Consider the following 24,790-nt stretch of genomic DNA (forward strand, 5'->3'; position numbering starts at 1 on the left):
GGTACTCTTTTTTTACTTTATAAAGTTATAAAAAAGCCTTGTATCAAAATTAAATTGATACAAGGCTTTTTTTAAATTTCAAATTCTATTAAATCTAAGTTTTTTGACCAACTATTATAATGTCTAGGGTATCCTTGATTTGTAAGAGGTCCTACACAGTAAAACTTCTTTAAATCAAAACAATTATTTTTTACAACTTTAAATCCTTTTAAAAGATAATGCAATCTACTTTCATATACCTTTTTAATAACTTTAGAGGTTGGCTCTCCCCAAGAAAATATTATATGAGAACTATTTATTAAGCTTTCGAATATTATTAAATCATTTTTTAAATATTCTCCATTTTTAATAAAACCATCATTTCCACATAAAAATAATTCTCCTTTAGAGTTATAAACTTCTTCTAAAACATCTTTACTATATTCAATAACAGGAAATAAAAATACAAAATTTATTTCTCTTATTACTCCAAGCTCATATTCATTATTAATTAAATATCTTATAGCTTTATTAAACTCTTTTCTTAAATCCTCAACATTATGTGATTTTGGTGCTCTAGTTATAACTAATATATTACTAGTACCCTCTTCATTTAAAGTAAAAGTAACCTTAAAGCACCTTCCACCTTCATGATCTAATAAAATATTTATATTATTTTGATTTTTACAATACTTTTGCATAAGCGCTCCCCTTTTTACCAACTCTAGTTCCTTAGCCTCAATATATTTGTATTAAGTATATTCTAACTTTAGTTTAGTATATAATCGAATATTTAGAAATTCTACAAATTTATATAAATTTAATTTCTATTCTAAAAATATATTATCTAAGAAAAATAATATTATTTATTTTTCTTATTTTCTTCTATTTGTGCCGCTAATTCGTTAAGATATTCCCATCTCTCATATTTAAAAGCTAAATCATTTTCTAGCTTTTCTTTCTCTTCTATTAGTTCTTGAAGCCTTCCATATTCTGAAGCATGTTTTGCCATTAAAGAATCTACTTCTTCAATTTTTTCTTCTATCTTCATTATTTCTTCATCTATACTTTCAAACTCTCTTTGTTCTTTAAATGAAAATTTTAAAACCTTGCTCTTATCTTTGTTTTTATCCACAGGTTGTTCTTTTTTATTTTTATCCACAGATTGTTCTTTTTCTTTCTTATTAACAACTTCTTCTGCTTTGTTTAAAAGATAATCCCCATAATTACCATTATAAACAGCTATTTTTCCATTGCCTTCATAAGAAAATATCTTATTACAAATTCTATCTAAGAAATATCTATCATGTGATACAGTTATAACAACTCCTCCAAAATCATCTAAATAATCCTCTAATCTATTTAAAGTTTCAATATCTAAATCATTTGTAGGCTCATCTAATAAAAGCACATTAGGAGCTTCCATTAAAACTCTTAAAAGATGAAGTCTTCTTCTCTCTCCTCCTGATAGCATTCCTATCATTGTCCATTGAAGTGTTCCATCAAATAAAAATTTTTCACACATTTGTGATGCAGTTATTCTTTCTCCTGTAGCAGTTTGTAAATATTCTCCCGCTTCCTTTATGTAATCTATAGCTCTCATTTCTGGATGCATATGTGTATCTTCCTGTGAAAAACAAGCTATTTTTACAGTTTCACCTTTTATTATCTCTCCACTATCTGGCTTAATCTTTCCTTCTATCATTCCCATAAGTGTTGATTTTCCTATTCCATTAGGACCTACAATACCTATTCTATCACTTCTTAGGACTATATAGTTAAAATCATCAACAATCTTTTTATTTCCAAAGCTTTTACTTAAATGTTCTATCTCTATTATTTTCTTTCCCAATCTTGTTCCCATAACAGAGATTTCTATATTTTCATTTTCAATAAAACCTTCTTGATTTACTAGTTCATCAAATCTTTGAAGTCTAGCTTTTTGCTTAGTAGTTCTTGCTTTAGCACCTCTTCTTACCCAAGCTAATTCCTTTCTCATAAGGTTTTGTCTTTTTTCTTCACTTGCTTTTTCTATAGCTATTCTCTCCATCTTCTTTTCTAAGAAAACAGAGTAATTTCCATCATAACTAAATAATCTGCCTCTATCTAATTCTAATATTCTATTTGTTACTCTATCTAAAAAATATCTATCATGAGTAATCATTAAAAGAGCACCTTTTCTATTATTTAAATACTCTTCTAACCAACTTATTGTTTCATTATCTAAATGGTTAGTAGGCTCATCTAATATTAATAATTCACAGGGAGTTATTAATGCCGCTGCAAGCATTATTCTCTTTTTTTGTCCTCCTGAAAGATTTCCAACTTTCTCATCAAAGTTAGTTATTCCAAGCTTAGTTAAAACATTTTTTGCTTCACTTTCCATATCCCATAAATTTAAGGCATCTATCTTTCCTTGAAGCTTTATTAATCTCTCTGAATCACTTTCCTTAACTTCACCTTTATCAATTTTCTCAAGCAATTCCTCATACTCTCTTAAAATTTTCATTTCTTCTGAATTACCCTTAAAAACTTGTTCTAAAACAGTAGCATTATCATCATAATCTGGAGTTTGAGCAAGATACTCAATTCTTACTCTATTTCCTTTAGTTACTGTTCCTTCATCTGGTTCTTCAACACCAGCAACTATTTTTAAAAAAGAAGACTTTCCTGTTCCGTTAACGCCTATAAGACCAATCTTCTCTCCTTCATTTATTCCTAAAGACACATTGTTAGCTAAAATTTTTTCTGAATAGCTCTTACTTATATTTTCAAGAGTTATTAAATTCATTGATTATCCATCCTTTTCAAAACAAATCTTATTTTAATTATAATATAAACTGAACCTTCTTCCAAAAATAAAATAAGATATACTTAAAATAATAAATTTTAAATATATCTTTTAAAACAAATTTATATATTAATTTCCTAAAATACCTATCTTATTCTATAAAAATTATTTAAATATAAAGATGTATCACTCATAGATTTAATAATTTCATCATCTCCATAGTCCTTATACCATTTTTCTAAAACTTCATAGGCAATACCATTATATATTAAACTCCCTATTACAAATACCTTATAAGGCAATTTATTAAATGCTATTATTATAATACCAGTACCTATAATCCCATATAAAACTATTCTCTCCTTAGTAATTACTAATCTTTTAATCTGCTTAAAATCAAAATTTCCTATGTATTTTTTTATCTTTTTAGGTGTTGGAACAACTATAGCCTTTATCATTTATTTCACCATAAAAATTACTCTTATTAAAAATATACATTTATACAAATAATATTATTCTAAAGTATAAATTTATTTTTTATAAATACATTTTAAACCTCTTGAAAATCAAAGAATATGTTATAATCTTATAAGAATTATTTTGGAAGGAGCTATTTAAATGGCGAGTAAGTTTTATTTACACAAAGGTAAAAACAAAAAAGCTGAACAAGGCAGACCTTGGATATATATTGATGAAATAAATGAATATGATGGAGACTATGAAAATGGAGATATAGTTGAAGTTTATAATCATAAAGGATACTTCTTAGGAAAAGGATACATAAATGACAGAAGCAAAATAACTATAAGAATAATGACTAAAGATATAGATGAAGAAATTAATTATGATTTCTTTAAAAAGAGATTTAAAACTGCATGGGAATATAGACAAAAAGTTATTGATACTTCCTCTTGTAGATTTATATTTGGAGAAGCGGATTTCCTTCCTGGTTTAACAGTTGATAAATTTGAAGACTACTATGTAATTCAAATATCAACTCTTGGAATGGATAAATATAGAGAATTAATAGTTAAACTTCTAGTTGAAGAATATAAAGCTAAAGGTGTTTATGAAAGAAGCGACATAAAAACTAGAGAAATAGAAGGACTAGAGCAAAGAAAAGGATTCTTAACAGAACCTTTTAATACTGACATAGAGATAATTGAAAATGGAGTTAAATACATAGTTGACTTAGAAAATGGTCAAAAAACAGGTTTCTTCTTAGATCAAAAAGAAAATAGAGCTGCAATGCATAGAATATGTAAGGGCATGGATGTTTTAGATTGCTTTACTCACACAGGCTCCTTTGCATTAAATGCTGGTATAGCAGGAGCTAAATCTGTTTTAGGAATAGATGTATCTCAACATGCTGTAGATTGTGCAACTAGAAATGCAGAACTTAATAACCTTCAAGATATAGTTAAATTTGAAAAACATAATGCTTTTGATGTTTTAGGAGATTGGTCAAGAGAAGGTAAAAAATTTGATGTTGTTATCTTAGACCCACCTGCCTTTACTAAATCAAGAAATACTGTTAAACAAGCCATAAGAGGATATAAAGAGATAAACCTTAGAGGAATAAAAATGGTTAAAGAAGGTGGCTACTTTGCTACATGTTCTTGCTCACATTATATGGACGAAGAACAATTAAAAAAGACTGTAGCTGAAGCTGCTCATGATGCTAGAAGAACTTTAAGACAAGTAGAAGTTAGAACTCAAAGTGCAGACCACCCTATACTTTGGAATTCTGATGAATCATATTACTTAAAATTCTTTATATTTCAAGTATTTTAAGAATTTAAGTTTAAAAATAAATTATTTGGTTAATATATAATTATAGCGAAACTTTATGGTAATTCCCCTTAAACAAAGGTTTAAGAACAATTTATACTACCATTTCTAAGCTATTTAGGGTAATTTGTTCTATCCTAATTTTGCATATAATATTAGATTGTACAAAAAAAGGTATCTGAAATTCAGATACCTTTTTTATTTACATAACTGTTTTTGCAGAAACTATACTAACTCCAGTTCCTAAAACATCTTCTATTATAACATCACCAACTTTAATAGGTAATTTAACAGAAGCTTTATTTATTTCTTTCATAACATCAAATATCATACCTTTTGGAATAGGTTCTGCTGTTTTTACTGGAACAACCATATTATCACAGCCCTCAATCTTAACAGTTGAAGTTACTGTTCTTGTAGGATTTTTAACCTCATTTAAACCATAAATTTCTCCTCTTTTACAAGTGTTACCTGTAACTTTTTCTTGCTCTGTATCTACTGTTAAATGACATCCTCTAGGACATACTATACATATTAACTCTCTCATCATAATTATTCACCATCCTCTAAAGAAATTGTTATTGCACCTTTAGCATCTTTTAATTTGTCTTTAAGAATTGTAATTCTCTCCATCTCAGCTGGAACTACATGAGGCTTTTTGAACTTTTGAATAACATTTCCTTCCTCATCTCTAACAACTATTTGCTTATTCTTAAATACATTTCTAACTCTCATAAATACATTTAAATTGCCATCTAAAGATTCAATTTCAAATTTTTGAGGAACTGTATAACTTATATTCTCTCCATTTTTTATCTCAACAAATTTGTTTAATCTCTTTTTACCCTTAATATACTTAGCTGCATTTCTACCCGCATTTTTAGCTTCTTCAGTTACAAAGTCAACTAAATCATGAACATGAACAACATTACCACAAGCAAATACACCTTCCTTGTTTGTTTCCATGCTCTCTGAAACTACAAGACCATTAGTTCTAAAATCTAGTTGAACCCCTGCATTTTTTGAAAGTTCATTTTCTGGTATTAATCCAACTGATAATAATAAAGTATCAGCATCAAACTCTATTTCAGTACCTTTTATAGGTTGTCTATTTTCATCAACCTTAGCTATAATAACTTTCTCTAATCTTCCATCACCTTTAACATCAACAACTGTGTGAGATAGGTATAGTGGAATTCCATAATCCTCTAAGCATTGAACTATATTTCTAGTTAATCCATTTGAATAAGGCATAAGTTCAACAACTGCTTCTACCTTAGCACCTTCAAGAGTCATTCTTCTAGCCATTATAAGTCCAATATCTCCAGAACCTAAAATAACTACCTTTTTACCAACCATATAACCTTCCATATTTATAAATCTTTGAGCTGCCCCAGCTGTAAAAATTCCTGATGGTCTATCTCCAGGAATACTTATAGCACCTCTTGTTCTCTCACGACATCCCATAGCTAAAACGATAGCTTCTGCCTCTATTGTTAAATATCCTTTTTCTGCACTTATAGCATGTATTACTTTATCCTCTATTTCTAGAACCATTGTATCTAACATTACATCTATGTTAGTTCCCTTTACCATATCAATAAATCTTCCAGCATATTCTGGTCCTGTAAGTTCTTCTTTAAAAGTATGTAGGCCAAATCCGTTATGAATACATTGATTTAAGATTCCACCTAGCTCTTTATCTCTTTCTATAATTAATATTTTTTCTACACCATTTTCATAAGCTTCATAAGCTGCTGCTAATCCTGCTGGACCTCCACCTACAACTACTAAATCATATTTCATAACCATGTCCTCCTACTTTGTTTTACCACTTATTATATATGAACCATTTTTATCTAAAAGCACTTCTTCAATATTCATACCAGTTTCACGAGATATTATTTCTTGAACTCTAGGACCACAGAATCCTCCTTGGCATCTTCCACTACCTGGTCTACATCTTCTCTTAACACCATCAATGGTTCTAGCACCTAATGTTCTATTTATACTATCTACTATTTCACCTTCAGTTACATTTTCACATCTACAGATTATTCTTCCGTATCTGCTATCTTTTTTGATTAAGTTTGCTTTTTCTTCTGCTGAAAGTTCTACAAAGTAAATTTGTTCTCTCTTACCATTAAAATCATCTTTTTCTTCTAACTTTAATCCAGCTTCTCCAAGGATTTTTACTACATCTAAAGCAATAGCTGGAGCTGAAGTTAAACCTGGTGATTTTATTCCTGCTACATCAACAAATCCTTTAACATCTTTAGCTTCTTCTATTATAAAATCAGGTCTATCTGCTATAGCACGAAGTCCTGAAAAGTTTCTAATATTTTCTCTAAAGTTAATTTTATTAGTTGTTTTTAGAGATACCTCTCTAACTTTAGCTAATCCATCATATTCTGTAGAAACAGAGTCCTTATCATTTGTATCAATAGCATCAGGACCAACTAATAAGTTTCCATGAACTGTAGGAGTAACTAAAACCCCTTTTCCAAGCTTAGTTGGACATTGGAAAATTGTCTTTTCAAATAAATCTCCTTGATTTTTATCTAAAACATAGTATTCACCTTTTCTAGGAGTTATTTTAAATTCTTCTTTACAAACCATATTATGAATCTTGTCTGCATAAACCCCTGCTGCGTTCACTATGAACTTAGCTTCTACTACATCCCCATTTTCAAGTTTTATCTTGAAGTTTTCATCTTTTTCAATTCCAACAACTTTAGAGTTTAGTCTTAATTCCCCACCATTTTCTATGGCATTTTCTGAAAGAGCTATAGTAAGTTCAAAGGCTCCAACAATTCCTCCTGTTGGACAATATAAAGCACTTTTAACTTTTTCATTTATATTTGGTTCCATTTCTAAAACTTCTTCTCTTGATATTATTTTTAGACCTTCAACACCATTTTTAATGCCTCTGTCATATAGAACCTTAAGCTCTTTTTCATCATCTTCATCAAAACCTATAATTAATGATCCATTTCTTTTAAATGGAACTGATAAATCACTACATAATTTATCAAACATCTTATTTCCTTCAACATTGTATTTTGCCATTAATGTTCCAGGTTCTGGATCATATCCTGAATGGACAATTGCTGAATTTGCTTTAGATGCTCCCATAGCAACATCATTTTCTTTTTCTAATTCTACAACTTTTAAATTATACTTTGTTAATTCTCTAAATATTGCTCCGCCTACTATTCCAGCTCCTATAATTGCTACATCATAAATCATTAAATATCTCTCCCCTTTTTGAAAATAAAAAAAGAACTAAACTCAAAAAAGACATACGAATATCCTTTTTGTGTCTAGCTCTATTTCTCTTATACACAAAATCAAAACTATTTATTAACTTCTAAATTAATTATAACACACTTTTGTAAATGTTTCCACACTTTTTTTAATCTTCTACTGCCCAATCTTTAGCTCTCTCTACAGCTTTCTTCCATTTCTTATGATATTTATTTCTCTTTTCTTCTGATATAGAAGGTTCAAACTCCTCACTTGCATACCAGAATTTAGAGATTTCTTCTTTATCATTCCAATATCCTACAGCTAATCCAGCAAGATAAGCAGCTCCTAAAGCAGTTGTTTCAGTAATTATAGGTTTTATTACCTTTTTACCAACTAAATCAGCTTGGAATTGCATTAAGAAGTTATTTCTACTTGCTCCTCCATCTACTTTTATACAGTTTATATCACATCCAACATCATTTATCATAGCTTCAAGTACATCTCTTGTTTGATATGCAATTGACTCAAGAGAAGCTCTTATTAAATGATTTCTATTAGTTCCACGTGTTAATCCTACTATTATTCCACGAGCATACATATCCCAGTAAGGTGCTCCTAGTCCAACAAAGGCTGGTACAACATAAACTCCACCATTATCCTCTACCTTTGTAGCAAAATATTCAGTATCGCTAGAATCACTTATAATTCTTAATTCATCTCTAAGCCATTGAATAACAGCTCCACCTACGAAAACTGAACCTTCTAAGGCATATTGAACTTTTCCATGCATACCAATAGCAATAGTTGTTAAAAGACCTGATTTACTTTTAACTAATTCATCACCTGTATTCATTAATAAGAAACAACCTGTTCCATAGGTATTTTTTACATCCCCCTTATTAAAAGCAGCCTGTCCAAATAAAGCAGCTTGTTGGTCTCCAGCTATACCAGCTATAGGAACCCTTATTCCTCCCTTTGAACCTAGGTTTGCATATCCATAAATTTCAGATGAATTTTTAACTTCTGGTAACATACTCTTAGGAATACCTAATTCCTTTAACATTCTCTCATCCCACTCAAGAGTCTTTATATTAAATATCATAGTTCTAGATGCGTTAGTATAATCAGTTACATGAGCCTTTCCATTTGTAAGCTTCCAAACAAGCCAAGTATCTACTGTACCAAATAAAAGTTCTCCCTTCTCTGCTTTTTCTCTAGCACCCTCAACATTATCTAATATCCATTTTATCTTTGTTCCTGAAAAATAAGCATCAAGTACAAGACCTGTATTATCTCTAATATAATCTACAAGACCTTCTCTTTCATTTAACTCATCACATATATCAGCTGTTCTTCTACATTGCCAAACAATAGCATTGTATATAGGAACTCCTGTATTTTTATCCCATACAATTGTTGTTTCCCTTTGATTTGTTATTCCTATGGCAGCTATATTTTCTTGAGTAATATTGCACTTTGCCATAACTTCTTGAAGAACACTATATTGAGTTGCCCATATTTCCATAGGGTCATGTTCAACCCAACCTTCCTTTGGATAAATTTGATTAAATTCTTTTTGACTTACTCCGATAATATTTTGTTCCCTATCAAAAATTATCGCTCTTGAACTTGTTGTTCCTTGGTCTAATGCTACTATATATTTATTCATAAAACTCACCTCTTAATTTTATATCCTCCATATATCCTCTTTCGTTGTTGATATACATGTAGCTCCAGATTTTAAAGCTCCCATAACATCATCTTTATCTGAAATTAAACCACCTACTATTAATGGCTTCTGAATTGTTCTTGATAATTCTTTAATTACTTTAAACAATAACCCTGGTAACATTTCAACTGCATCACACTCATCAACTAAATGGTTTTTTGTACTTTGAAAAGAAAGGCTATCTAAAATGAAAACCCTTTGAATAGCTACTAACCCTAGCTTTTTTGCACTTTTTACTGTCTGAGCTTTAGTACTTATTATTCCATTAAAAGTAGTTTTCTCCTTCAAATATTCTAAAACAATTTCTCTATTTGTAAGGCCGTCAACTAAATCTATATGCAATATTCCAATCTTATTCTTTTTTGTTATTCTATTAGAAATATCTATAATGTCTAAAACATTTCCAAACAAAACAAAAATAACATCAACCTCAGTTTCTAAAGCCTTATTTAACTGTTCCATATCCTTTACTGCTGCTACAATAGGGTTATCTTCAAGTATTCTTTTAAAATTAATCATTCTCTATAGCCTCCTTATAATCCTCATAAGTTAATTATACGCTTAAAATATACTTGTATATACCAATGCTCCTGCTACTGCCCCAACTATTGGTGCTACAACTGGAATCCATGAATAAGCCCAATCAGAGCCACCCTTATTTTTCATAGGAAGTAACCAATGTGCAAATCTAGGTGCTAAATCTCTAGCTGGATTAATTGCATAACCTGTTGGTCCTCCTAAAGATACACCTATAACTAAAATTAATAAACCAACAGCTATTGGCATTATTCCATCTGCCATTTTTACATCACCAAGCCCTAAAATTCCAAACATTAGAACAAAAGTGCCTATGAATTCTGTAAAAAAATTCCATTTGTAATTTCTAATAGCTGGTATAGTACAGAAAGTTCCAAGCTTTGCTTCTGGATCTTCAGTAGACTGAAAATGATTGTAATAAGTTAAATAAACTAGTACAGCGCCTATGAAAGCACCCAAAAATTGAGCTATACAGAAGATAACAACTTGCATCCAAGTTAGTCCACCCGTTAATCCTAAAGCAATAGTTACAGCTGGATTAAAAACAGCACCACTAACTCTAGCAAAAATGTAAACTGGAATAGCTACAGCTATTGCCCAACCTACAGTTACTACTATAAGTCCTGCATTGTTACCCTTAGTTTTTTTAAGAGCTATATTTGCAACTACTCCATCCCCTAATAATATTAAAAGCGCAGTCCCAAAAAGCTCAGCCAAGAATTGATTTACCATGACTTTCCACCACCTAGTAATTAATATATTTAGTTTTTAAAATTTAAAATAAAAAAGAGCTAAACCCAAAAAATATGAATTTCTCGTGTTTAACTCTAAAAACTCTTACACAAGTTGAATATAAGTATATACTTTGTATTCCTTTACAATATTATTTTACCACCTTTTGAAATTGTTTTCAACAAATTAAAAATTTAACAATCTTTCCATAAAATTAAAAAAGAGGGATTTTCACCCTCTATCTTTTATTTATTAAATAATAGTTGTTCAATTTCTGATTCTAAATTTTGTATAGCTGTTGGGTCAGCTCCACTTCCATCTAAAGAACTTTGATATTTTTCTATCAATTGTTCTATATCAGTTATGGCATCATTTATAGTGTTATCATCCTTAGGTGTCATATCTTTAATTTCAGTTAAGTCTTTTAAAGCCTTACTCTTTTCTTCATCCCATTCTTTCATTTGTTTATTTTCAAGAACTTCTAAATATTCTTCTTTAAGTCCTAAATAAACTTCAGATACATCACTTGATAAACTATCATTATCTACAACATCATCTTTTTCTTTATCTTTATGTTCTTCTGTAACAGCTTTATTATCAGAAGAATCTTTGTTTGCAGCTTCACTAGAACCTCCACAACCTACTAATTGTAAGCCCATTACTGCAGCAACAAGAACAACCAATAATTTCTTTTTCATAAAAACATCTCCTCTTTAATATCTTATCCTATAAACATAATATAATCTTAAGATTGCATTAACAAACTAAAGTTTTTAACTGTTTACCAAGAAATTAAAGTTAATCTTTTAATATGAAAATTTTAATAAATGTTTTTATATACTTTATCAAAATATTGCTTTATCTTTTTAATAAACTTCAATTAAAAGCAAAATATTCTAAAATAAGATTATTTTACTATTTATTCATAATATAAATAGTTACTTCCTATTATTTATTTTTTATTAATATTTTAATTTATATTTTTTATCTCTCCATCTTTAAATTCTAAAACTAAATTAATTAAATTTTCCTTAGAACAATATTCTAAATCTTCTTCTAGCCCTAGATTTTTTAAAATTTTATAGTGCTTAGCATCTTTTATAAAATCCTCTATACCATTACTACTTTCATAAACATATTTCGCAGTATTAGCTATATCTGTAAGATTCGCCTTTATATCCTTACATATTTCACTTATTATATATCCTGCACAAATAAAATCATCACTAGAGAATTCTCCATTAGTTCCAGAATTAACGAATACTATTTCTTTATCCTCATTTTCTAAATATTTAGCTATAGCTTTTCCATTTAAAACAGAAGCAACTATAACTTTATCTGCTATACTACATAAATTTAAAGCCCTAGTCCCATTTGTTGTAGACATTATTACAACTTTTCCATTAACTAATTCTTTTTTATATTCTAAAGGAGAATTAGAAAAATTAAAGCCCTCTATCTTTAAAGCCTTTCTTTCTCCTCCTAGTAATACTTCTTCTCCTAAAGCTCTTAACTCTTTAGCTTTTTCAAAGGCTTCCTCTACACCAACTACTGGTATAACTTCCTTAGCTCCGTTGTAAATAGCTGTTGTAATTACAGATGTAGCTCTTAACATATCTATAACTACAGCTACTTTTCCCTTAAGTTTTTCACTATCTATATAATCCGCTGAAATTATAACATCAATCTTCATAAAAAATCCCCCACCTTGCTATAAATTATTCCTCAAAATATTTTCCTTGATAAATGTCATTATCTTCAAGAGCCTTATCAATTGCATTTAAAACTTCCCATTTCTTTAAACTCCACATAGGTCCTATAAGAAGTTCTCTAGGTGCATCACCTGTTAATCTATGTATAACCATATCTTGAGGTATTCTACTTATAGCCTTACATATTAAATCAATATATTCTTCTTGAGATAGAAACTTTAACCTTCCTTCTTCATAATCCTTAACCATTCTTGTTCCCTTCATTAAATGAAGTAAATGAAGCTTTATTCCTTGTGCTCCACATCTTGATACATAATCAACAGTTTCTAACATCTGCTCTTTACTTTCCCCAGGAAGACCAAAAATACAATGAACTACAGTATCTATTCCCCTTTTCTTTAATCCTTCCATAGCTTTATCAAATACTTCTAAATCATATCCTCTATTAAAACTTCTAGCAGTATCATCATGAATAGTTTGAAGCCCTAACTCTACCCAAGTATAAACCTTCTTATTCATCTCCTCTAGTAAGTCTAAAACTTCTTCATTTATACAATCTGGTCTTGTTCCTATAGCTAAAGCAACAACACCTTCTTTATTAATTGCTTCCTCATATTTTCTTCTAAGTTCCTCTACAGGAGCATATGTATTTGTATAAGCTTGAAAATACGCTATGTACTTTCCTTCTTTCCATTTTTTATTCATCATATCTTTAACATTATCAAACTGAGTTGAAATGCTTAAAGTTCTTTGACCTGCATAATCACCTGACCCCTTTGAACTACAAAATGTACATCCACCCTTAGCTACCTTTCCATCTCTATTTGGACATGTAAATCCTCCATCTAAACTTATTTTAAATACCTTTTCTCCAAATTTTTCTCTTAAAAATCTATTTAAAGTATTATATCTTTTATCTCCCCATGTTTTTCTTTTTTCCATTTATATCACCTTTTCATTAAAATAAAAATTTCTTTAAAATAAAAAAGTTAATCATAACTTTTTATTTATGATTAACTTATTTTATATTATACTATAGTTTTTTAAGTTTAAAATCTTTTAAAGATATTTTATATATTCCTGTTAAATTGCTTTCACCATTATTTTTTGATGCTTTAGTAACATTCATAATTATATTATTGTCTTCTATTCTCTCATAAATTAGATTATATTCTTCTTCATTAAATATATCATCTAATTCTAAATAAACTATCTCTCCACTACTTTTATAAACTTTAAACCTATTATTATTTTCTTTAATATAATTTACAATAACATATCCGTCATCCTCTGAAAAATGTAAGCTAGTAATTTTACTTCCTCTTAAAACATCTAAGGAAGTTATTTTTTTTCCTATTAATTTATTACTATCTTTCTCCTCTTTTCCTTCTTCTTCACCTTCTTTTACTAAAGTTTCCTTAGCATCTTCAACCTCAACAACACCTATGTAAGAATCCTCATTTTTATATGTTGAAATTGCAACTTTATCTCCTGAAAATGAAATTTCTAAAACTGAAAATTTTTCTTTAGGCACATCCACCTTTGCTATGTCAATAACATTAACTTTAGGATAAATTTTATTAGGTATGCTTTTTAAATCTATTAAAGTATTTATCTCTACTTCATCATCTTTTCTTATTTTTAATTTATCTTTATTAAAAAACACATTATAAAGTTCTCTAGACTTTAATTTTGAAACTTTATAATTTCCCTCCTTAGTTTTCATAACCTCTAAATAATATTCCTCTAAACTTGCTTTAGGCTCATCTTTTTTACTCCTTGTAATATTAAACTTAAACATTGTTTTATTTCCCATTTGAGCAGTTGAAATTTGTTTTATACCTATAATTTCATATTCTTTGTTAGGAATAACTATTATATTTTTATCAATATCTTCATTTGAAAGCTCTTTAATCTTTTCAATATTATTTTCTTTAATAGCATTTATATATTCTTTTGCAACTTCTACAGCTATTTTATTGTCAAAATATATACTTTTAACACTTTCTTTTAACTCCTTGCTTTCCTTTATATTACTTTGAACTCCATTACAACCTACAAGAAAAAATAAGGATGTTAAAAATAAATATAAGCCTATTTTTTTAAACATTTAATCATTCCTCTCTTAAAATAAGTCCTTTTCTTAGGTTTTCCAAATAGATTAAAAGTATTAAAAAAATAATAAACTTTACTTTTTAGATTTAAGAATAAACCTTCTTTACAACTTATATATTTAGTTAGGGAGGTGATTTAATGAAAAATATTATAAAAGTCTTTCAAGTAGCTTTTGTTTTTATAGGAACTATAGTTGGAGCAGGACTTGCCTCTGGAAAGGAAATAACAAACTTCTTTACAGTTTATGGCTATAAAAGTTTTCTAACTATTATTTTTACAGGATTATTTTATATCTTACTTTGCAACATAATTTCAAGAATCAGTATTAAACACAAATTAAATTCTTATAGTGAAGTAATAAGTATTGTAAGTCCTAATATTTTAGGTAAATTAACAGGAATAATAACAACATTTTACTTAATATCTAGTGCTTCTATAATCTTAGCTGGTAGTGGTGCTTTGTTAAACCAATACTTTGGTATTCCTAAAATTATAGGCTCACTTTTTATGGCTATTATAGCTTCATTAATTCTTATGAGAGAAACTAATGGATTAGTTGAGATAAATTCTATTATTGTTCCTTCTCTAATAATAGTAATAACTACACTTATGATTCTTTATGTAGCCTTTTCAAAGGACCCAATTACTACAGAAGCATTAATATCATCTACACCAACTCTTAGCAAGGGAGTTTTTACCTCTGGACTTCTTTATGCTGGATATAACATACTTTGTTGTTGTGGAGTTATAGTTCCTTTAAGTAATGAAATAAAAAATAAAAAGATAATGACCCTTGGAATTATTTTAGGCTCTGTTCTTTTAACAGTAATATGCTTATTTATAAATTCAATGCTTATGGTAAACCAACCTCAAATATTCCAATATGAAATTCCCCTTCTTTATATTGCAGATAGATTTGGGAAACCTATTCAAATAATGCTTTTAATGATTATTTTAGCTGAAATGTTCTCAACTGAAGTTTCAGATGTTTATTCAATAAGTAAAACTCTTACTAAGAGCTTTAAAATAAAATATAAACATGCTATTTTTGTAGTTTTAATTTTAGCTCTTCCTATTTCTTTAATAGGCTTTTCAAATTTAATATCAACCTTATATCCAATGTTTGGGGTATTAAGTTTAGTATTTATAATTCAATGCATATATTTTTACTTTTTTAAATTCAAAAAGAAAAATAAAAAATAAAACTGGGAAAATAATTCCCAGTTTTATTTTTTAATAAATTATCTTAGGTACATTATCTTTTATATCCATAATAGTTGGGGGATAAAAAACTTTCATTTCTCCACTTGACCTAAGCTCTGCCATTTTAGTTACAGCTACATAAACATCTGATATTTTATACCATGTTGCATAATTTACAACGCCAGTTTGAGGTAAATTAAATATTTTTTGAAAAGTTCTAACCGATTCTCTACTTCTAGGTCCAAACTTACCATCAACAGCAATTTTAGGAATTAAAGGATATGCTTTGGAAATATAATTTAACTGTTGTTGTACTGTTTTTACAGCTTCTCCAAAAGAACCTGAAGTTATATTATATCCTGGATAAGATTTTGGACTTCCTTTAACTTTTTTTGCAGACCTTAACTCTAAATCATCTCCATAAAAAGATGTTAAAATATCATAAGGCGCTTTCCCTTGGTCTCCTAAATATTTACTTCCCCATTGTGTCATCCATCCTGGACATTTAACATTAATACCATCACAATATTGTGCTAAAAGTGGTTGTTTAGCATTAAATCTTTTCATATATGTTGAAAAAATTTCATCTACAATTCTGCTTATATTATCATAAAAATTTCTTCCATAGCTAAAAGCATGGTCAAAAGCTGTTGAATTAGTTATATCAAAATTTTTTCCCTTTCCTCTATACCATTCTGTATATATTCTATTTAATGTAAAGGAAATTATAGCATAAACATTGGCTCTTATAGTATTTTCAGACCATGTTGAGAATATTTCACAACAAGCAACATTTTTAATATAATCTTTATAAGAAACTTTGTAATTTGCTACAGAATTATCATTTGGTTTTCCATTGTGAACAACTATATATTCAGGAACTATAGGTTCTGGTAAAACCACTGTTCCCTTTGCTGGTGGTAATTCTTTCTCCTCTGATTCTGGAATTTTAGGTGGGAAATTTCCAACTAATCTATTAGGTTGTATATCAATAATATCTTCTCGCCTATAATCTCTACTTTCAAGTAAATTTATGTTTTGAAGTGCAACCCTTGAAGGATATATTTGAACACCCTTTATTTCTACAGGAGAAAAACCTGCTCTTTCAACAATTATTTCTGCAAAACTATAAGGAATAGAACCTGGATTATTAGAATTTTCTATAGGTGGTGCTGGTAACTCCACAGTATCTGTACTTCCTGTATCATCTGTATATACTTCTATTGTTTCTCCAATAGCTACTCCATCTTCTCCTGTTTGAGTTATTTTAACCTTACATTTATCAATAGGTATATATTTATTTTTTTCACTAAAACATTGAACTTTTAGTCCTCCTAAAGCCATATAAGTTCTCCTAATATAAAATTAATACTCTATATTTTATGATTTTATTTTATGATTTGTTAACAACTTAATTATCTTCTATTTATTAATAAATCCATAGTTTTATCTAAGCAAACAAAACCATAACCTAAGTCTGGATTTGGATAAGCTTGACCAAATATAGTTCTTTTTGCTCCTTTTATTAAATAATATTTTATTCTTTCTCCATACAAAAATGGGTCATTATTTTTTATTATTCCCCATTCAAAAAGAAGTGCACATATTCCTGCAACCTGTGGTGCTGCCATTGAAGTTCCACTTTTTGTATCAAAACCTTGGTCCTCAATTGTTGATAGTATATTTTCTCCTGGTGCAACTAAATCTGGTTTTATAAGCCACTCTGGTCTTACAACGCCTCTCCCTGAAAATGCAGATAAATTATTATTTAAAAAATTATAGCTACCTACAGATATAACTCCCTCTACAGTAGCTGGTATTCCTAAAGTATTATAAACATCAGGTTGTAAAAATCTTGTTCTTTCATTTAATCCTTCTGCTATAGGAAGCCAAATATCAAAAAATCCCTCATAATTATTTAATTTTTTCACTATAATCTTCCAAACTCCAGAGGTTATATGTCCTCTTAAAGGTAAAATACTTATAGTGCTTTGTCCTTGTATATCAAAAGGTTTAGGTCCTGTACTATAAACAACTATTTTTTCTCTTCCTACAAATCTTTCTTTATAATCTTCTGATAAATCCATAGGTCCTGTGCTAATACCTGTTGGAGAAATAACTTCAATAGATACATCTACTAAAACAGGCTTATAAAAATCTAAAATTATTCCTGTTTCTTCTTCTCCTATATTTAAATCTAACTCCTCCACCTTCTGCATTTTTCCACCTACATGGTGAGAACTATTACCTTCATTACCAGCAGCAACCACAATAATAGCTTTTTGTAATTGGGTAAAAACTTGTATATATTTTTCTAATAAGCTACTTCCATTATGAGAACCATCATTTGTACTTAAGCTTATATTAACTACTAAAGGTTTATTAAGTTCATTACTTTTATCCATTAAAAATTTTAATCCTCTCATAAGTTGAGTACTTAAAGCTGCCCTTAAACTATTATCACTAGTTATTTTCACCATAGCTATACTACTTTTATATGCAACACCATAATTATCAAAATTTATATTCCCTCCTGCACAGGCTATTCCAGCAACATGAGTTCCATGACCTGATAAATCTACTTCAGGAACTATACTAAAGGGGTCTTCAGCTCTTAAAGCTTCATTTATTTTATTTTTATCATAAACAGCTCCACTTTCAAGATTATATATATATTCAATTCTAGTGTTTCCTTCATTATCTTTAAAAGCATCATGAGTGTAATCTATTCCCGTATCTAAAAAACCTAATAATATTCCTTCTCCCGTTAAATTATAATTATTCCAAACAGAAGGAATACAAGAAGCTCTATTACTATCATAAGAAGATGTATATAAAATTTTAGGAAGTTCTATATATTGCAATCCTTCTAGTTCAATTATTCTATTTAAATCATTAAACTTTATTATAAGAATCCCAAAACCATAGCCTAAGTCATCAACTTTAGCACCTATTTTATCTACAGACATTTTAAACTTTTTATAATTTTCTCCATATAAAACTACAAGTTCTAACTCACCATTATCTGATGAGTACTTATCTATTAAACTATTTAATATTTGTTTTGGTATTGTATTTATAAAATCTATCCCTACTTTATATTCATTTTCCAAAATAAAACTCTCCTTATTTATTGATAATGATTTATAAATTTAATTTTAATATGGCTTTTATCTTATAGTTATTTTATTCAAAATTTACTTAATTTGATAACTTTATAAATAAAAAAGGATAGCTAAATCTAGCTATCCTTTTTCTTTATAAATCAAACTCTATTTTATATAATTTTGCAATAGGTTTTAATTCTTTTATATTAGCAGTTTCTGTTCTCATACTACCATTATTACTTATTAATAAAGCTTTAACGTTATCTAATTTTTTTATTTGTCTAACAACTCTTTTTCCATTAAACTCAACTAGGCATATAGAATTATTTTCTATCTCCTTTATTGAATAAGATAATGCTAAATCTTCTTTTTGTATTCTATAACCAGCCATATCGTTATTTTCTATTTTTAAATAAAAAACTTTATTAGCTGCATGACCGTCTATTTTATTTGAAGCAGTTGGAAGTTGTTTATATCCTTTTACTTGTGATAAAGAATAATCATAAATAGGTACATTTTTTAAAACTGATCCAAAGGCTTGATTCCAAACCTCATTAACTTCCGCTGGTTTTGTCTTTTTAATTTGTCTTTCAGCTTTAATCTCTTTTTGAAGTTCTTCATCTGTAACAACCATATTTATATCATTTAAATCTGTATTTAAAACCTTTGATACCTTTGATATAAGTGCTTCATTTATTATTTTTCTTCCTGTTTCAACTTCATTTATGAATTTTTCTGCTACACCTAATTTTTTTGCTAAAGCTTTTTGTGTAATTCCACTCTTTTCTCTAGCCTCTTTTATTCTTTCCCCAACTCTACTCATTTTAAGCTTTTCCTCCTTGCATACCTCTATACCATTCTCTCTCTTCAATCAAATGTTCCACAAGATAATCAAACTGCCAATCCTTTGAGGTTTCTGTAACTACAGCCATTATAGGATTTTCTGTTATAAGCTTTACTGCTGAAACCATCATTTGCAATTCTTCATCAGGGAAATTGCTAAAAATAACAACTTTCTCATCAAAATTTTTATTTGAAACAACTTCAAATCTAAAACCATCTAAAATATCTTGAACTTTCATTGAAGTCATTTCATCACTTATATTTATAACCTTGTTCCCTGTTATTTGAAGGTCTTTTATCTCTTTTTCGTTTAAACCATAAGTTAGAATAGCCTTGCTGTTTTTTAACATATTCATGCTAATCTACCTCCCATACATTTATAAATTAAAGTATTTCTGGTTCTCCTATATTATCTGCATTTTCTACAGTTACTTTAGCCATAACTTGTGGTTCATCTGGCATATCGTTATAATCAGTTTTTACATTTGCTATTTTATCAACAACATCCATTCCTTCTATAACTTTACCAAAAGAAGCATATTGTCCATCTAAATGTGGTGAATCTTCATGCATTATGAAAAATTGACTTCCTGCTGAATCAAAATTCATAGCTCTAGCCATTGATATAACTCCTCTTGAATGTTTTAAGTTATTTTGGAATTGATTTCTTGTAAATTCACCTTTTATTCTATATCCTGGATTACCCATTCCTGTACCCTCTGGGCATCCTCCTTGTATCATAAATCCTGGTATTATTCTGTGGAATGTTAATCCATCATAAAAACCTTTCTTTACTAAACTTACAAAGTTTTTAACTGTATTTGGAGCAACCTCTGGGTATAATTCTATTTTTATTTTATCTCCATTTGCCATTTCTATTGTAACTATTGGATTCATATTATTAATTCTCCTTTCAACTTAACTATTTAGTATTATTTACTTAAACTAAAATCTTAATCCTTCTTTGTATAAAATTATATATTATTTCTCATAACAATGGAATATTGCTTAAATATTAAAAAATAAAAATAAGGTAACATATATAGCATTTAAACTTTAAATCCTATAAATGTTACCTTTAAATCTATTACAAAATCTTTAAATCTCAATCTCTTCATAAATATCTTTTAAGCAAAAGTAGTTCCCACTACTACTCTTGAATAATCTTTATAGTTTGATAAATTCTTAACATTAATTTTTGAAATAATATTGTCTCTTCCCTCTTTATTTATCATATCTGTAAATAAACAAGTTAAAAAAGTTGTTGAAACTCTTCCAACTCCTGTGAAGTCCAACTCTACTTCTCCATTAAAATTTTCTTCAATATAATCTCTTAGAACTATTGCATCCTCAACGTTTAACTTCTCTCCTAAAAACTCTTTAACGTTTATTATCATTGTCAATTCCTCCCTATTTCTGCAATCACCATGAAGTTTTTTTCAAATTTTCTGAAAATTCTCTTTACAGTTATTATAATACCAACCCCCTAATAATTTGTCAATATTTTAACGAACTTTTTTTTTGTTAAAAATTTAAAATAAAAAAATCTATAGAAATATTTAAGCATTTCATACTCTGCTTTAATATTTCTGTAGACTAATTTTTATATCTCTAAAAGATTTCTACTTAAATTTAATATCTCATCATCTTCTAATGAATTAAAAATATATAGTTCACCTTTTTTCTTAGAATCATTTAGAATATTTTTTTCTTTTAATCTTCTCTCTAATTCTCTTACAGTACCCTCACTTCCATCTATAATATCAACTTCATTTCCTACTATATCTTGTATTACTTTTTTAACAAAAGGATAATGTGTACATCCTAAAACTATGCTAGATATCTTTTTCTCTTTATAAGGCTTTAATTTTTCCTTTAAAAAAGTTCTTACTTCGTCTCCATCTAAATCTCCCTTTTCTATAAACTCTACTAATCCAGGACAAGGAAGTGGTATAACCTCTCTATGCTCTCCATATTTATTCATAAGATTTTTAAATTTTTCTTGAGTTAAAGTCGCCTTTGTTGCCATAACTATTACAACTCCTGTATCATGTAATTTTATAGCTGGTTTTAAGGCAGGTTCTATTCCTATTATAGGCATGTCTTTATAATATTCTCTAAGATTTTTAGCTGCTGCAGATGTAGCAGTATTACAAGCTATTACAACAGCTTTAACCCCTTTTTCTCTTAAAAATTCAATTGCTTTAAAGGAAAGTTCGGTTATTTCTTCTGGAGTTTTTTCTCCATAAGGAGCATGCTTAGAATCCCCATAATATATATAATTTTCATTTGGCATTATTTCTAAAGCTTTTTTCAAAACACTTAAGCCTCCTAAGCCAGAATCAAAAAAACCTATAGGCGCATTCTTTAAATCATCTTGCATTGCTATCCCTCACTTTTAAGTACTTAATTTAATCCTAAGATAATTTTATAACTTTCTTAAAAATAAATCTATTAAAATTCATATTTTACACTTATACTAAAATATAAAATATATTGACAGTAATATTCTATTGTAATAAAATCTTTTTAAGAATATGTATATAACGAATATTCTTAGATAAATATCATGTCATTATACGTTTTTAAACAAACAAAAATAACTATAGTCATAAAAATGAAAGGATGTGAACAGAAGATTATTACAATATATAAATTACTAATATATTTGTATTTCTTCTAGATTATTATGAACAACAATTTATTATTTACAATTCCTAAAAAATATCATAATAAAGAAAGTTTAATTTCTATTTTTGAAGAACACCCTGAGATAAAATTCGTATCTTTAGTTGGAGTTGATTTAGCTGGTAACGATACTGATGAAAAAATTCCATCTAAATTATTCTTAAAGGACATGGAATCTTTCCTTCATGGTACAGCAGTACAAACTGACGGTTCCTCTGTAGTACTTCCAGGCATAGCAACATTAAATAACGCAAAAGTTGATATGATAGCTGATTTAGACTGTAATTGGTTCGTAGACTACAATTACGATTTTATAGACCACTTAAGCAATAGACCTGTAGGAACACTTAGAATACCTTGCTTTTTAATTCATGAAGATAAAGCAGTAGACTCTAGACATATCTTAAAAAATGCAATTGATACTTTCAAATCAAACATATTAAATCTTTTAAAAAAATATCCAGAAACTTTAAATGAATTAAATATAAAATTTGATGATATAGAAGACCTTTTATTAACTTCTGCAACAGAATTAGAATTTTGGGTTAAAACACCAAATGATAAAGCTTTAATTGAGGAACTTTCTACTTCTGAAGTATTACAAGAACAATATTGGACAAGAACTAAAGGAAATGTTAGAACAGCTTTAGAACAAAGTTTATTATATATGTATGCTTATGGCTTTGAGCCTGAAATGGGACATAAAGAAGTTGGTGGAGTAAAAGCTAAACTTACTTCCTCAGGTCAATTCGACCATATAATGGAACAACTAGAAATAGACTGGAAATATTCTGATGCTATGCAAGCTTCTGATAATGAATTATTTATAAGAACCTTAGTAAAAGAAACTTTCAGAAGAAATGGATTAGAAGTAACTTTCCTTGCAAAACCAATAGCTGGAGTTGCTGGTAGTGGTGAACATACTCATTTAAGCATAAGTTTAAAATTAAAAAATGGAAAAATAATAAATTTATTTAATCCAACTAAAAATCATTTCCTAAGCAAAATAGGCTATGGTTCTATAATGGGTATATTAAAAAATTACGAAGTTATGAATCCTTTTATTTCAGCTACAACAGATTCATTAAAGAGATTAAAACCTGGTTTTGAAGCTCCTGTTTGTATAGTTACATCTCTAGGACAAAGCCCTGAAATTCCTTCTAGAAATAGAACTATATTAGCAGGTTTAATAAGAGACCCTCATAATCCTTTAGCAACTAGATTTGAGCTTAGATCTCCAAATCCATTTACTAATACTTATCTTTGTATAGCTTCAAGCTATATGGCCATGTTAGATGGTATAAAATATGCTTTAGAAAATAATAAAACAGAAGATGAACTTTTAAAAGAACTATCTAAAAAACCTGGTGAAGAAGCAGACTATTTAGAAAAATCTAGAGCTTATAGAAGTGAAGAGGATGTCTTTGAAGACTTTACAGAAGCTCAAAGAAATGAATATTTTGGTGTAGCTCCATGTACTGTTTTTGAAAACTTAAATGCCTTTGATAAATATAAAGAAAAAGTTGAAGTTTTAAAATTCAATTCTGTATTTACAGACAAACTTATAAATAGTTTTAAAATGGCAACTACTAAGAGATGGACTACAGAAATAACTTCAAGAATAATTCCTTCATATACAAAGGATATAAGAGAGGCTAAACAACTTCATTGTTGCGATAAAGCATTAGACCTTGATGTTTCAACATGGATGACTATAAATGAATTAAGACATGTAACTATGAAAGATACTTATCATAGAAGAAGCCTATTTACTCAAATCAAAAATGCTATAAATGAATCTGATTTTGAAAAAGCTTCTGATTTACAAATAAAACTTGATAAAAATATAAGTGAATTAAGAGAACTTTATTCAACTTACAAAAAGAATTTATTAGATATATAAATTTAGAATATATAATAATTTTAAAATTAAAATGGCCTTTTTAAAAAAGGTCATTTTTTAATTATATGTATTTCCTAAATTTATATAATTCTTACTTAATATCTCAAAAGAATAATCTTCATAGCATATAAAAGGATTATTATTTATTATATCTTCAGCTTCTTTAAAATTATTAGCATGAAATATTATAGTACCTCTATTTCTAAAGTAAGCCCCACCACATAATACATACTTTTTAGCAGTAGTATCATTATATCTTTTAGCTTTATGCTCTATTTGTAATTTATTACTTCCATTTACCTTATAATTTATTTTTACAAACATACCACTACTTTTAGTCATATAAATTAACCTCCTAAAATTTATTATATGCTATTATATTATGTTAACTTTTAATATATTCCTAAATTA

General features: G+C 28.2%; 24 protein-coding genes. 3 read left to right on the forward strand and 21 right to left on the reverse strand.

Annotation, left to right across the window (positions count from 1 at the left end; translation table 11 throughout):
• Nucleotides 1-71 precede the first annotated feature (71 nt).
• The 3 genes from AC4FRL_RS09885 to AC4FRL_RS09895 form a co-directional block, all read right to left on the reverse strand.
• Complete coding sequence (locus AC4FRL_RS09885; protein WP_491140034.1) at nt 72-680, reverse strand: DUF1643 domain-containing protein; 609 nt, start codon at nt 678-680, stop codon at nt 72-74.
• A 161-nt stretch (nt 681-841) separates the two neighbouring features.
• Nucleotides 842-2,770 (reverse strand): ABC-F family ATP-binding cassette domain-containing protein, encoded by a 1,929-nt coding sequence (locus tag AC4FRL_RS09890; protein ID WP_491140035.1) that lies wholly within the window; start codon nt 2,768-2,770, stop codon nt 842-844.
• A 146-nt stretch (nt 2,771-2,916) separates the two neighbouring features.
• Nucleotides 2,917-3,228, reverse strand: coding sequence for a hypothetical protein (locus tag AC4FRL_RS09895; RefSeq protein ID WP_491140037.1), 312 nt, complete (start codon nt 3,226-3,228; stop codon nt 2,917-2,919).
• Between the two features lie 160 nt (nt 3,229-3,388).
• Here AC4FRL_RS09895 and AC4FRL_RS09900 point away from each other — a divergent pair, with 160 nt between their 5' ends.
• On the forward strand, nt 3,389-4,564 hold the full coding sequence (locus AC4FRL_RS09900; RefSeq protein ID WP_491140038.1) for a class I SAM-dependent rRNA methyltransferase: 1,176 nt from the start codon (nt 3,389-3,391) through the stop codon (nt 4,562-4,564).
• 199 nt (nt 4,565-4,763) lie between these two features.
• On the opposite strand, the gene AC4FRL_RS09905 is transcribed toward AC4FRL_RS09900, so the two are convergent.
• The 10 genes from AC4FRL_RS09905 to AC4FRL_RS09950 form a co-directional block, all read right to left on the reverse strand.
• Complete coding sequence (locus AC4FRL_RS09905; protein WP_491140039.1) at nt 4,764-5,111, reverse strand: DUF1667 domain-containing protein; 348 nt, start codon at nt 5,109-5,111, stop codon at nt 4,764-4,766.
• Nucleotides 5,112-5,113: 2 nt separating this feature from the next.
• A complete protein-coding gene (locus tag AC4FRL_RS09910) occupies nt 5,114-6,367 on the reverse strand; it encodes an NAD(P)/FAD-dependent oxidoreductase (protein WP_491140040.1) in 1,254 nt (417 codons plus the stop codon).
• A gap of 12 nt (nt 6,368-6,379) precedes the next feature.
• A complete protein-coding gene (locus tag AC4FRL_RS09915) occupies nt 6,380-7,810 on the reverse strand; it encodes an NAD(P)/FAD-dependent oxidoreductase (protein WP_491140041.1) in 1,431 nt (476 codons plus the stop codon).
• A gap of 166 nt (nt 7,811-7,976) precedes the next feature.
• Nucleotides 7,977-9,479 (reverse strand): glycerol kinase GlpK, encoded by a 1,503-nt coding sequence (gene glpK, locus AC4FRL_RS09920; protein ID WP_491140042.1) that lies wholly within the window; start codon nt 9,477-9,479, stop codon nt 7,977-7,979.
• 18 nt (nt 9,480-9,497) lie between these two features.
• On the reverse strand, nt 9,498-10,058 hold the full coding sequence (locus AC4FRL_RS09925; protein ID WP_491140043.1) for a glycerol-3-phosphate responsive antiterminator: 561 nt from the start codon (nt 10,056-10,058) through the stop codon (nt 9,498-9,500).
• A 42-nt stretch (nt 10,059-10,100) separates the two neighbouring features.
• Entirely contained in the window at nt 10,101-10,808 is a 708-nt protein-coding gene (locus tag AC4FRL_RS09930; RefSeq protein ID WP_491140044.1) for an MIP/aquaporin family protein, read from the reverse strand.
• A 245-nt stretch (nt 10,809-11,053) separates the two neighbouring features.
• Nucleotides 11,054-11,506 carry a hypothetical protein gene (locus AC4FRL_RS09935; protein ID WP_491140045.1) on the reverse strand — a complete coding sequence of 151 codons (453 nt, stop codon included), beginning with the start codon at nt 11,504-11,506 and terminating at the stop codon, nt 11,054-11,056.
• Between the two features lie 272 nt (nt 11,507-11,778).
• Nucleotides 11,779-12,501, reverse strand: coding sequence for a 2-phosphosulfolactate phosphatase family protein (locus AC4FRL_RS09940; RefSeq protein ID WP_491140046.1), 723 nt, complete (start codon nt 12,499-12,501; stop codon nt 11,779-11,781).
• A 25-nt stretch (nt 12,502-12,526) separates the two neighbouring features.
• Complete coding sequence (gene mnmL, locus AC4FRL_RS09945; RefSeq protein ID WP_491140047.1) at nt 12,527-13,462, reverse strand: tRNA modification radical SAM protein MnmL/YtqA; 936 nt, start codon at nt 13,460-13,462, stop codon at nt 12,527-12,529.
• 91 nt (nt 13,463-13,553) lie between these two features.
• Nucleotides 13,554-14,630: a hypothetical protein gene (locus tag AC4FRL_RS09950; protein ID WP_491140048.1), complete on the reverse strand. Its 1,077-nt coding sequence runs from the start codon at nt 14,628-14,630 to the stop codon at nt 13,554-13,556.
• 143 nt (nt 14,631-14,773) lie between these two features.
• On the opposite strand from AC4FRL_RS09950, the gene AC4FRL_RS09955 reads away from it, so the two are divergent.
• On the forward strand, nt 14,774-15,838 hold the full coding sequence (locus AC4FRL_RS09955; RefSeq protein WP_491140050.1) for a YkvI family membrane protein: 1,065 nt from the start codon (nt 14,774-14,776) through the stop codon (nt 15,836-15,838).
• A gap of 30 nt (nt 15,839-15,868) precedes the next feature.
• Here AC4FRL_RS09955 and AC4FRL_RS09960 read toward each other — a convergent pair whose 3' ends face one another.
• The 7 genes from AC4FRL_RS09960 to murI all read right to left on the reverse strand — a co-directional run bounded on the left by AC4FRL_RS09960 (nt 15,869) and on the right by murI (nt 22,171).
• Nucleotides 15,869-17,182 (reverse strand): peptidoglycan-binding domain-containing protein, encoded by a 1,314-nt coding sequence (locus AC4FRL_RS09960; protein ID WP_491140051.1) that lies wholly within the window; start codon nt 17,180-17,182, stop codon nt 15,869-15,871.
• 71 nt (nt 17,183-17,253) lie between these two features.
• Nucleotides 17,254-18,951: a S8 family serine peptidase gene (locus AC4FRL_RS09965; protein ID WP_491140052.1), complete on the reverse strand. Its 1,698-nt coding sequence runs from the start codon at nt 18,949-18,951 to the stop codon at nt 17,254-17,256.
• Between the two features lie 145 nt (nt 18,952-19,096).
• A complete protein-coding gene (locus AC4FRL_RS09970; RefSeq protein WP_491140053.1) occupies nt 19,097-19,768 on the reverse strand; it encodes a S24 family peptidase in 672 nt (223 codons plus the stop codon).
• A 1-nt stretch (nt 19,769) separates the two neighbouring features.
• A complete protein-coding gene (locus tag AC4FRL_RS09975) occupies nt 19,770-20,144 on the reverse strand; it encodes a DUF3783 domain-containing protein (protein ID WP_491140054.1) in 375 nt (124 codons plus the stop codon).
• Nucleotides 20,145-20,172: 28 nt separating this feature from the next.
• Nucleotides 20,173-20,685: a peptidylprolyl isomerase gene (locus tag AC4FRL_RS09980; protein WP_491140055.1), complete on the reverse strand. Its 513-nt coding sequence runs from the start codon at nt 20,683-20,685 to the stop codon at nt 20,173-20,175.
• A 230-nt stretch (nt 20,686-20,915) separates the two neighbouring features.
• The gene (locus AC4FRL_RS09985) at nt 20,916-21,185 is read right to left on the reverse strand and encodes an STAS-like domain-containing protein (RefSeq protein WP_491140056.1); all 270 of its coding nucleotides are present in this window, start codon (nt 21,183-21,185) and stop codon (nt 20,916-20,918) included.
• Nucleotides 21,186-21,391: 206 nt separating this feature from the next.
• Complete coding sequence (gene murI, locus AC4FRL_RS09990; protein ID WP_491140057.1) at nt 21,392-22,171, reverse strand: glutamate racemase; 780 nt, start codon at nt 22,169-22,171, stop codon at nt 21,392-21,394.
• A 306-nt stretch (nt 22,172-22,477) separates the two neighbouring features.
• Between murI and AC4FRL_RS09995 the strand changes: the two genes are divergently transcribed.
• Entirely contained in the window at nt 22,478-24,379 is a 1,902-nt protein-coding gene (locus tag AC4FRL_RS09995) for a type I glutamate--ammonia ligase (RefSeq protein WP_491140058.1), read from the forward strand.
• A gap of 57 nt (nt 24,380-24,436) precedes the next feature.
• Here AC4FRL_RS09995 and AC4FRL_RS10000 read toward each other — a convergent pair whose 3' ends face one another.
• Nucleotides 24,437-24,721, reverse strand: coding sequence for a hypothetical protein (locus tag AC4FRL_RS10000; protein ID WP_491140059.1), 285 nt, complete (start codon nt 24,719-24,721; stop codon nt 24,437-24,439).
• Nucleotides 24,722-24,790: the final 69 nt, after the last annotated feature.

The sequence above is a fragment of the Clostridium sp. TJA032 genome, assembly GCF_058310275.1.

Excerpts from the sequence above, each read along its gene's own strand:
- AC4FRL_RS09885 (WP_491140034.1), bottom strand. The coding sequence starts at position 680 with ATGCAAAAGTATTGTAAAAATCAAAATAATATAAATATTTTATTAGAT.
- AC4FRL_RS09890 (WP_491140035.1), bottom strand. The coding sequence starts at position 2,770 with ATGAATTTAATAACTCTTGAAAATATAAGTAAGAGCTATTCAGAAAAA.
- AC4FRL_RS09895 (WP_491140037.1), bottom strand. The coding sequence starts at position 3,228 with ATGATAAAGGCTATAGTTGTTCCAACACCTAAAAAGATAAAAAAATAC.
- AC4FRL_RS09900 (WP_491140038.1), top strand. The coding sequence starts at position 3,389 with ATGGCGAGTAAGTTTTATTTACACAAAGGTAAAAACAAAAAAGCTGAA.
- AC4FRL_RS09905 (WP_491140039.1), bottom strand. The coding sequence starts at position 5,111 with ATGATGAGAGAGTTAATATGTATAGTATGTCCTAGAGGATGTCATTTA.
- AC4FRL_RS09910 (WP_491140040.1), bottom strand. The coding sequence starts at position 6,367 with ATGAAATATGATTTAGTAGTTGTAGGTGGAGGTCCAGCAGGATTAGCA.
- AC4FRL_RS09915 (WP_491140041.1), bottom strand. The coding sequence starts at position 7,810 with ATGATTTATGATGTAGCAATTATAGGAGCTGGAATAGTAGGCGGAGCA.
- glpK (WP_491140042.1), bottom strand. The coding sequence starts at position 9,479 with ATGAATAAATATATAGTAGCATTAGACCAAGGAACAACAAGTTCAAGA.
- AC4FRL_RS09925 (WP_491140043.1), bottom strand. The coding sequence starts at position 10,058 with ATGATTAATTTTAAAAGAATACTTGAAGATAACCCTATTGTAGCAGCA.
- AC4FRL_RS09930 (WP_491140044.1), bottom strand. The coding sequence starts at position 10,808 with ATGGTAAATCAATTCTTGGCTGAGCTTTTTGGGACTGCGCTTTTAATA.
- AC4FRL_RS09935 (WP_491140045.1), bottom strand. The coding sequence starts at position 11,506 with ATGAAAAAGAAATTATTGGTTGTTCTTGTTGCTGCAGTAATGGGCTTA.
- AC4FRL_RS09940 (WP_491140046.1), bottom strand. The coding sequence starts at position 12,501 with ATGAAGATTGATGTTATAATTTCAGCGGATTATATAGATAGTGAAAAA.
- mnmL (WP_491140047.1), bottom strand. The coding sequence starts at position 13,462 with ATGGAAAAAAGAAAAACATGGGGAGATAAAAGATATAATACTTTAAAT.
- AC4FRL_RS09950 (WP_491140048.1), bottom strand. The coding sequence starts at position 14,630 with ATGTTTAAAAAAATAGGCTTATATTTATTTTTAACATCCTTATTTTTT.
- AC4FRL_RS09955 (WP_491140050.1), top strand. The coding sequence starts at position 14,774 with ATGAAAAATATTATAAAAGTCTTTCAAGTAGCTTTTGTTTTTATAGGA.
- AC4FRL_RS09960 (WP_491140051.1), bottom strand. The coding sequence starts at position 17,182 with ATGGCTTTAGGAGGACTAAAAGTTCAATGTTTTAGTGAAAAAAATAAA.
- AC4FRL_RS09970 (WP_491140053.1), bottom strand. The coding sequence starts at position 19,768 with ATGAGTAGAGTTGGGGAAAGAATAAAAGAGGCTAGAGAAAAGAGTGGA.
- AC4FRL_RS09975 (WP_491140054.1), bottom strand. The coding sequence starts at position 20,144 with ATGAATATGTTAAAAAACAGCAAGGCTATTCTAACTTATGGTTTAAAC.
- AC4FRL_RS09980 (WP_491140055.1), bottom strand. The coding sequence starts at position 20,685 with ATGAATCCAATAGTTACAATAGAAATGGCAAATGGAGATAAAATAAAA.
- AC4FRL_RS09985 (WP_491140056.1), bottom strand. The coding sequence starts at position 21,185 with ATGATAATAAACGTTAAAGAGTTTTTAGGAGAGAAGTTAAACGTTGAG.
- murI (WP_491140057.1), bottom strand. The coding sequence starts at position 22,171 with ATGCAAGATGATTTAAAGAATGCGCCTATAGGTTTTTTTGATTCTGGC.
- AC4FRL_RS09995 (WP_491140058.1), top strand. The coding sequence starts at position 22,478 with ATGAACAACAATTTATTATTTACAATTCCTAAAAAATATCATAATAAA.
- AC4FRL_RS10000 (WP_491140059.1), bottom strand. The coding sequence starts at position 24,721 with ATGACTAAAAGTAGTGGTATGTTTGTAAAAATAAATTATAAGGTAAAT.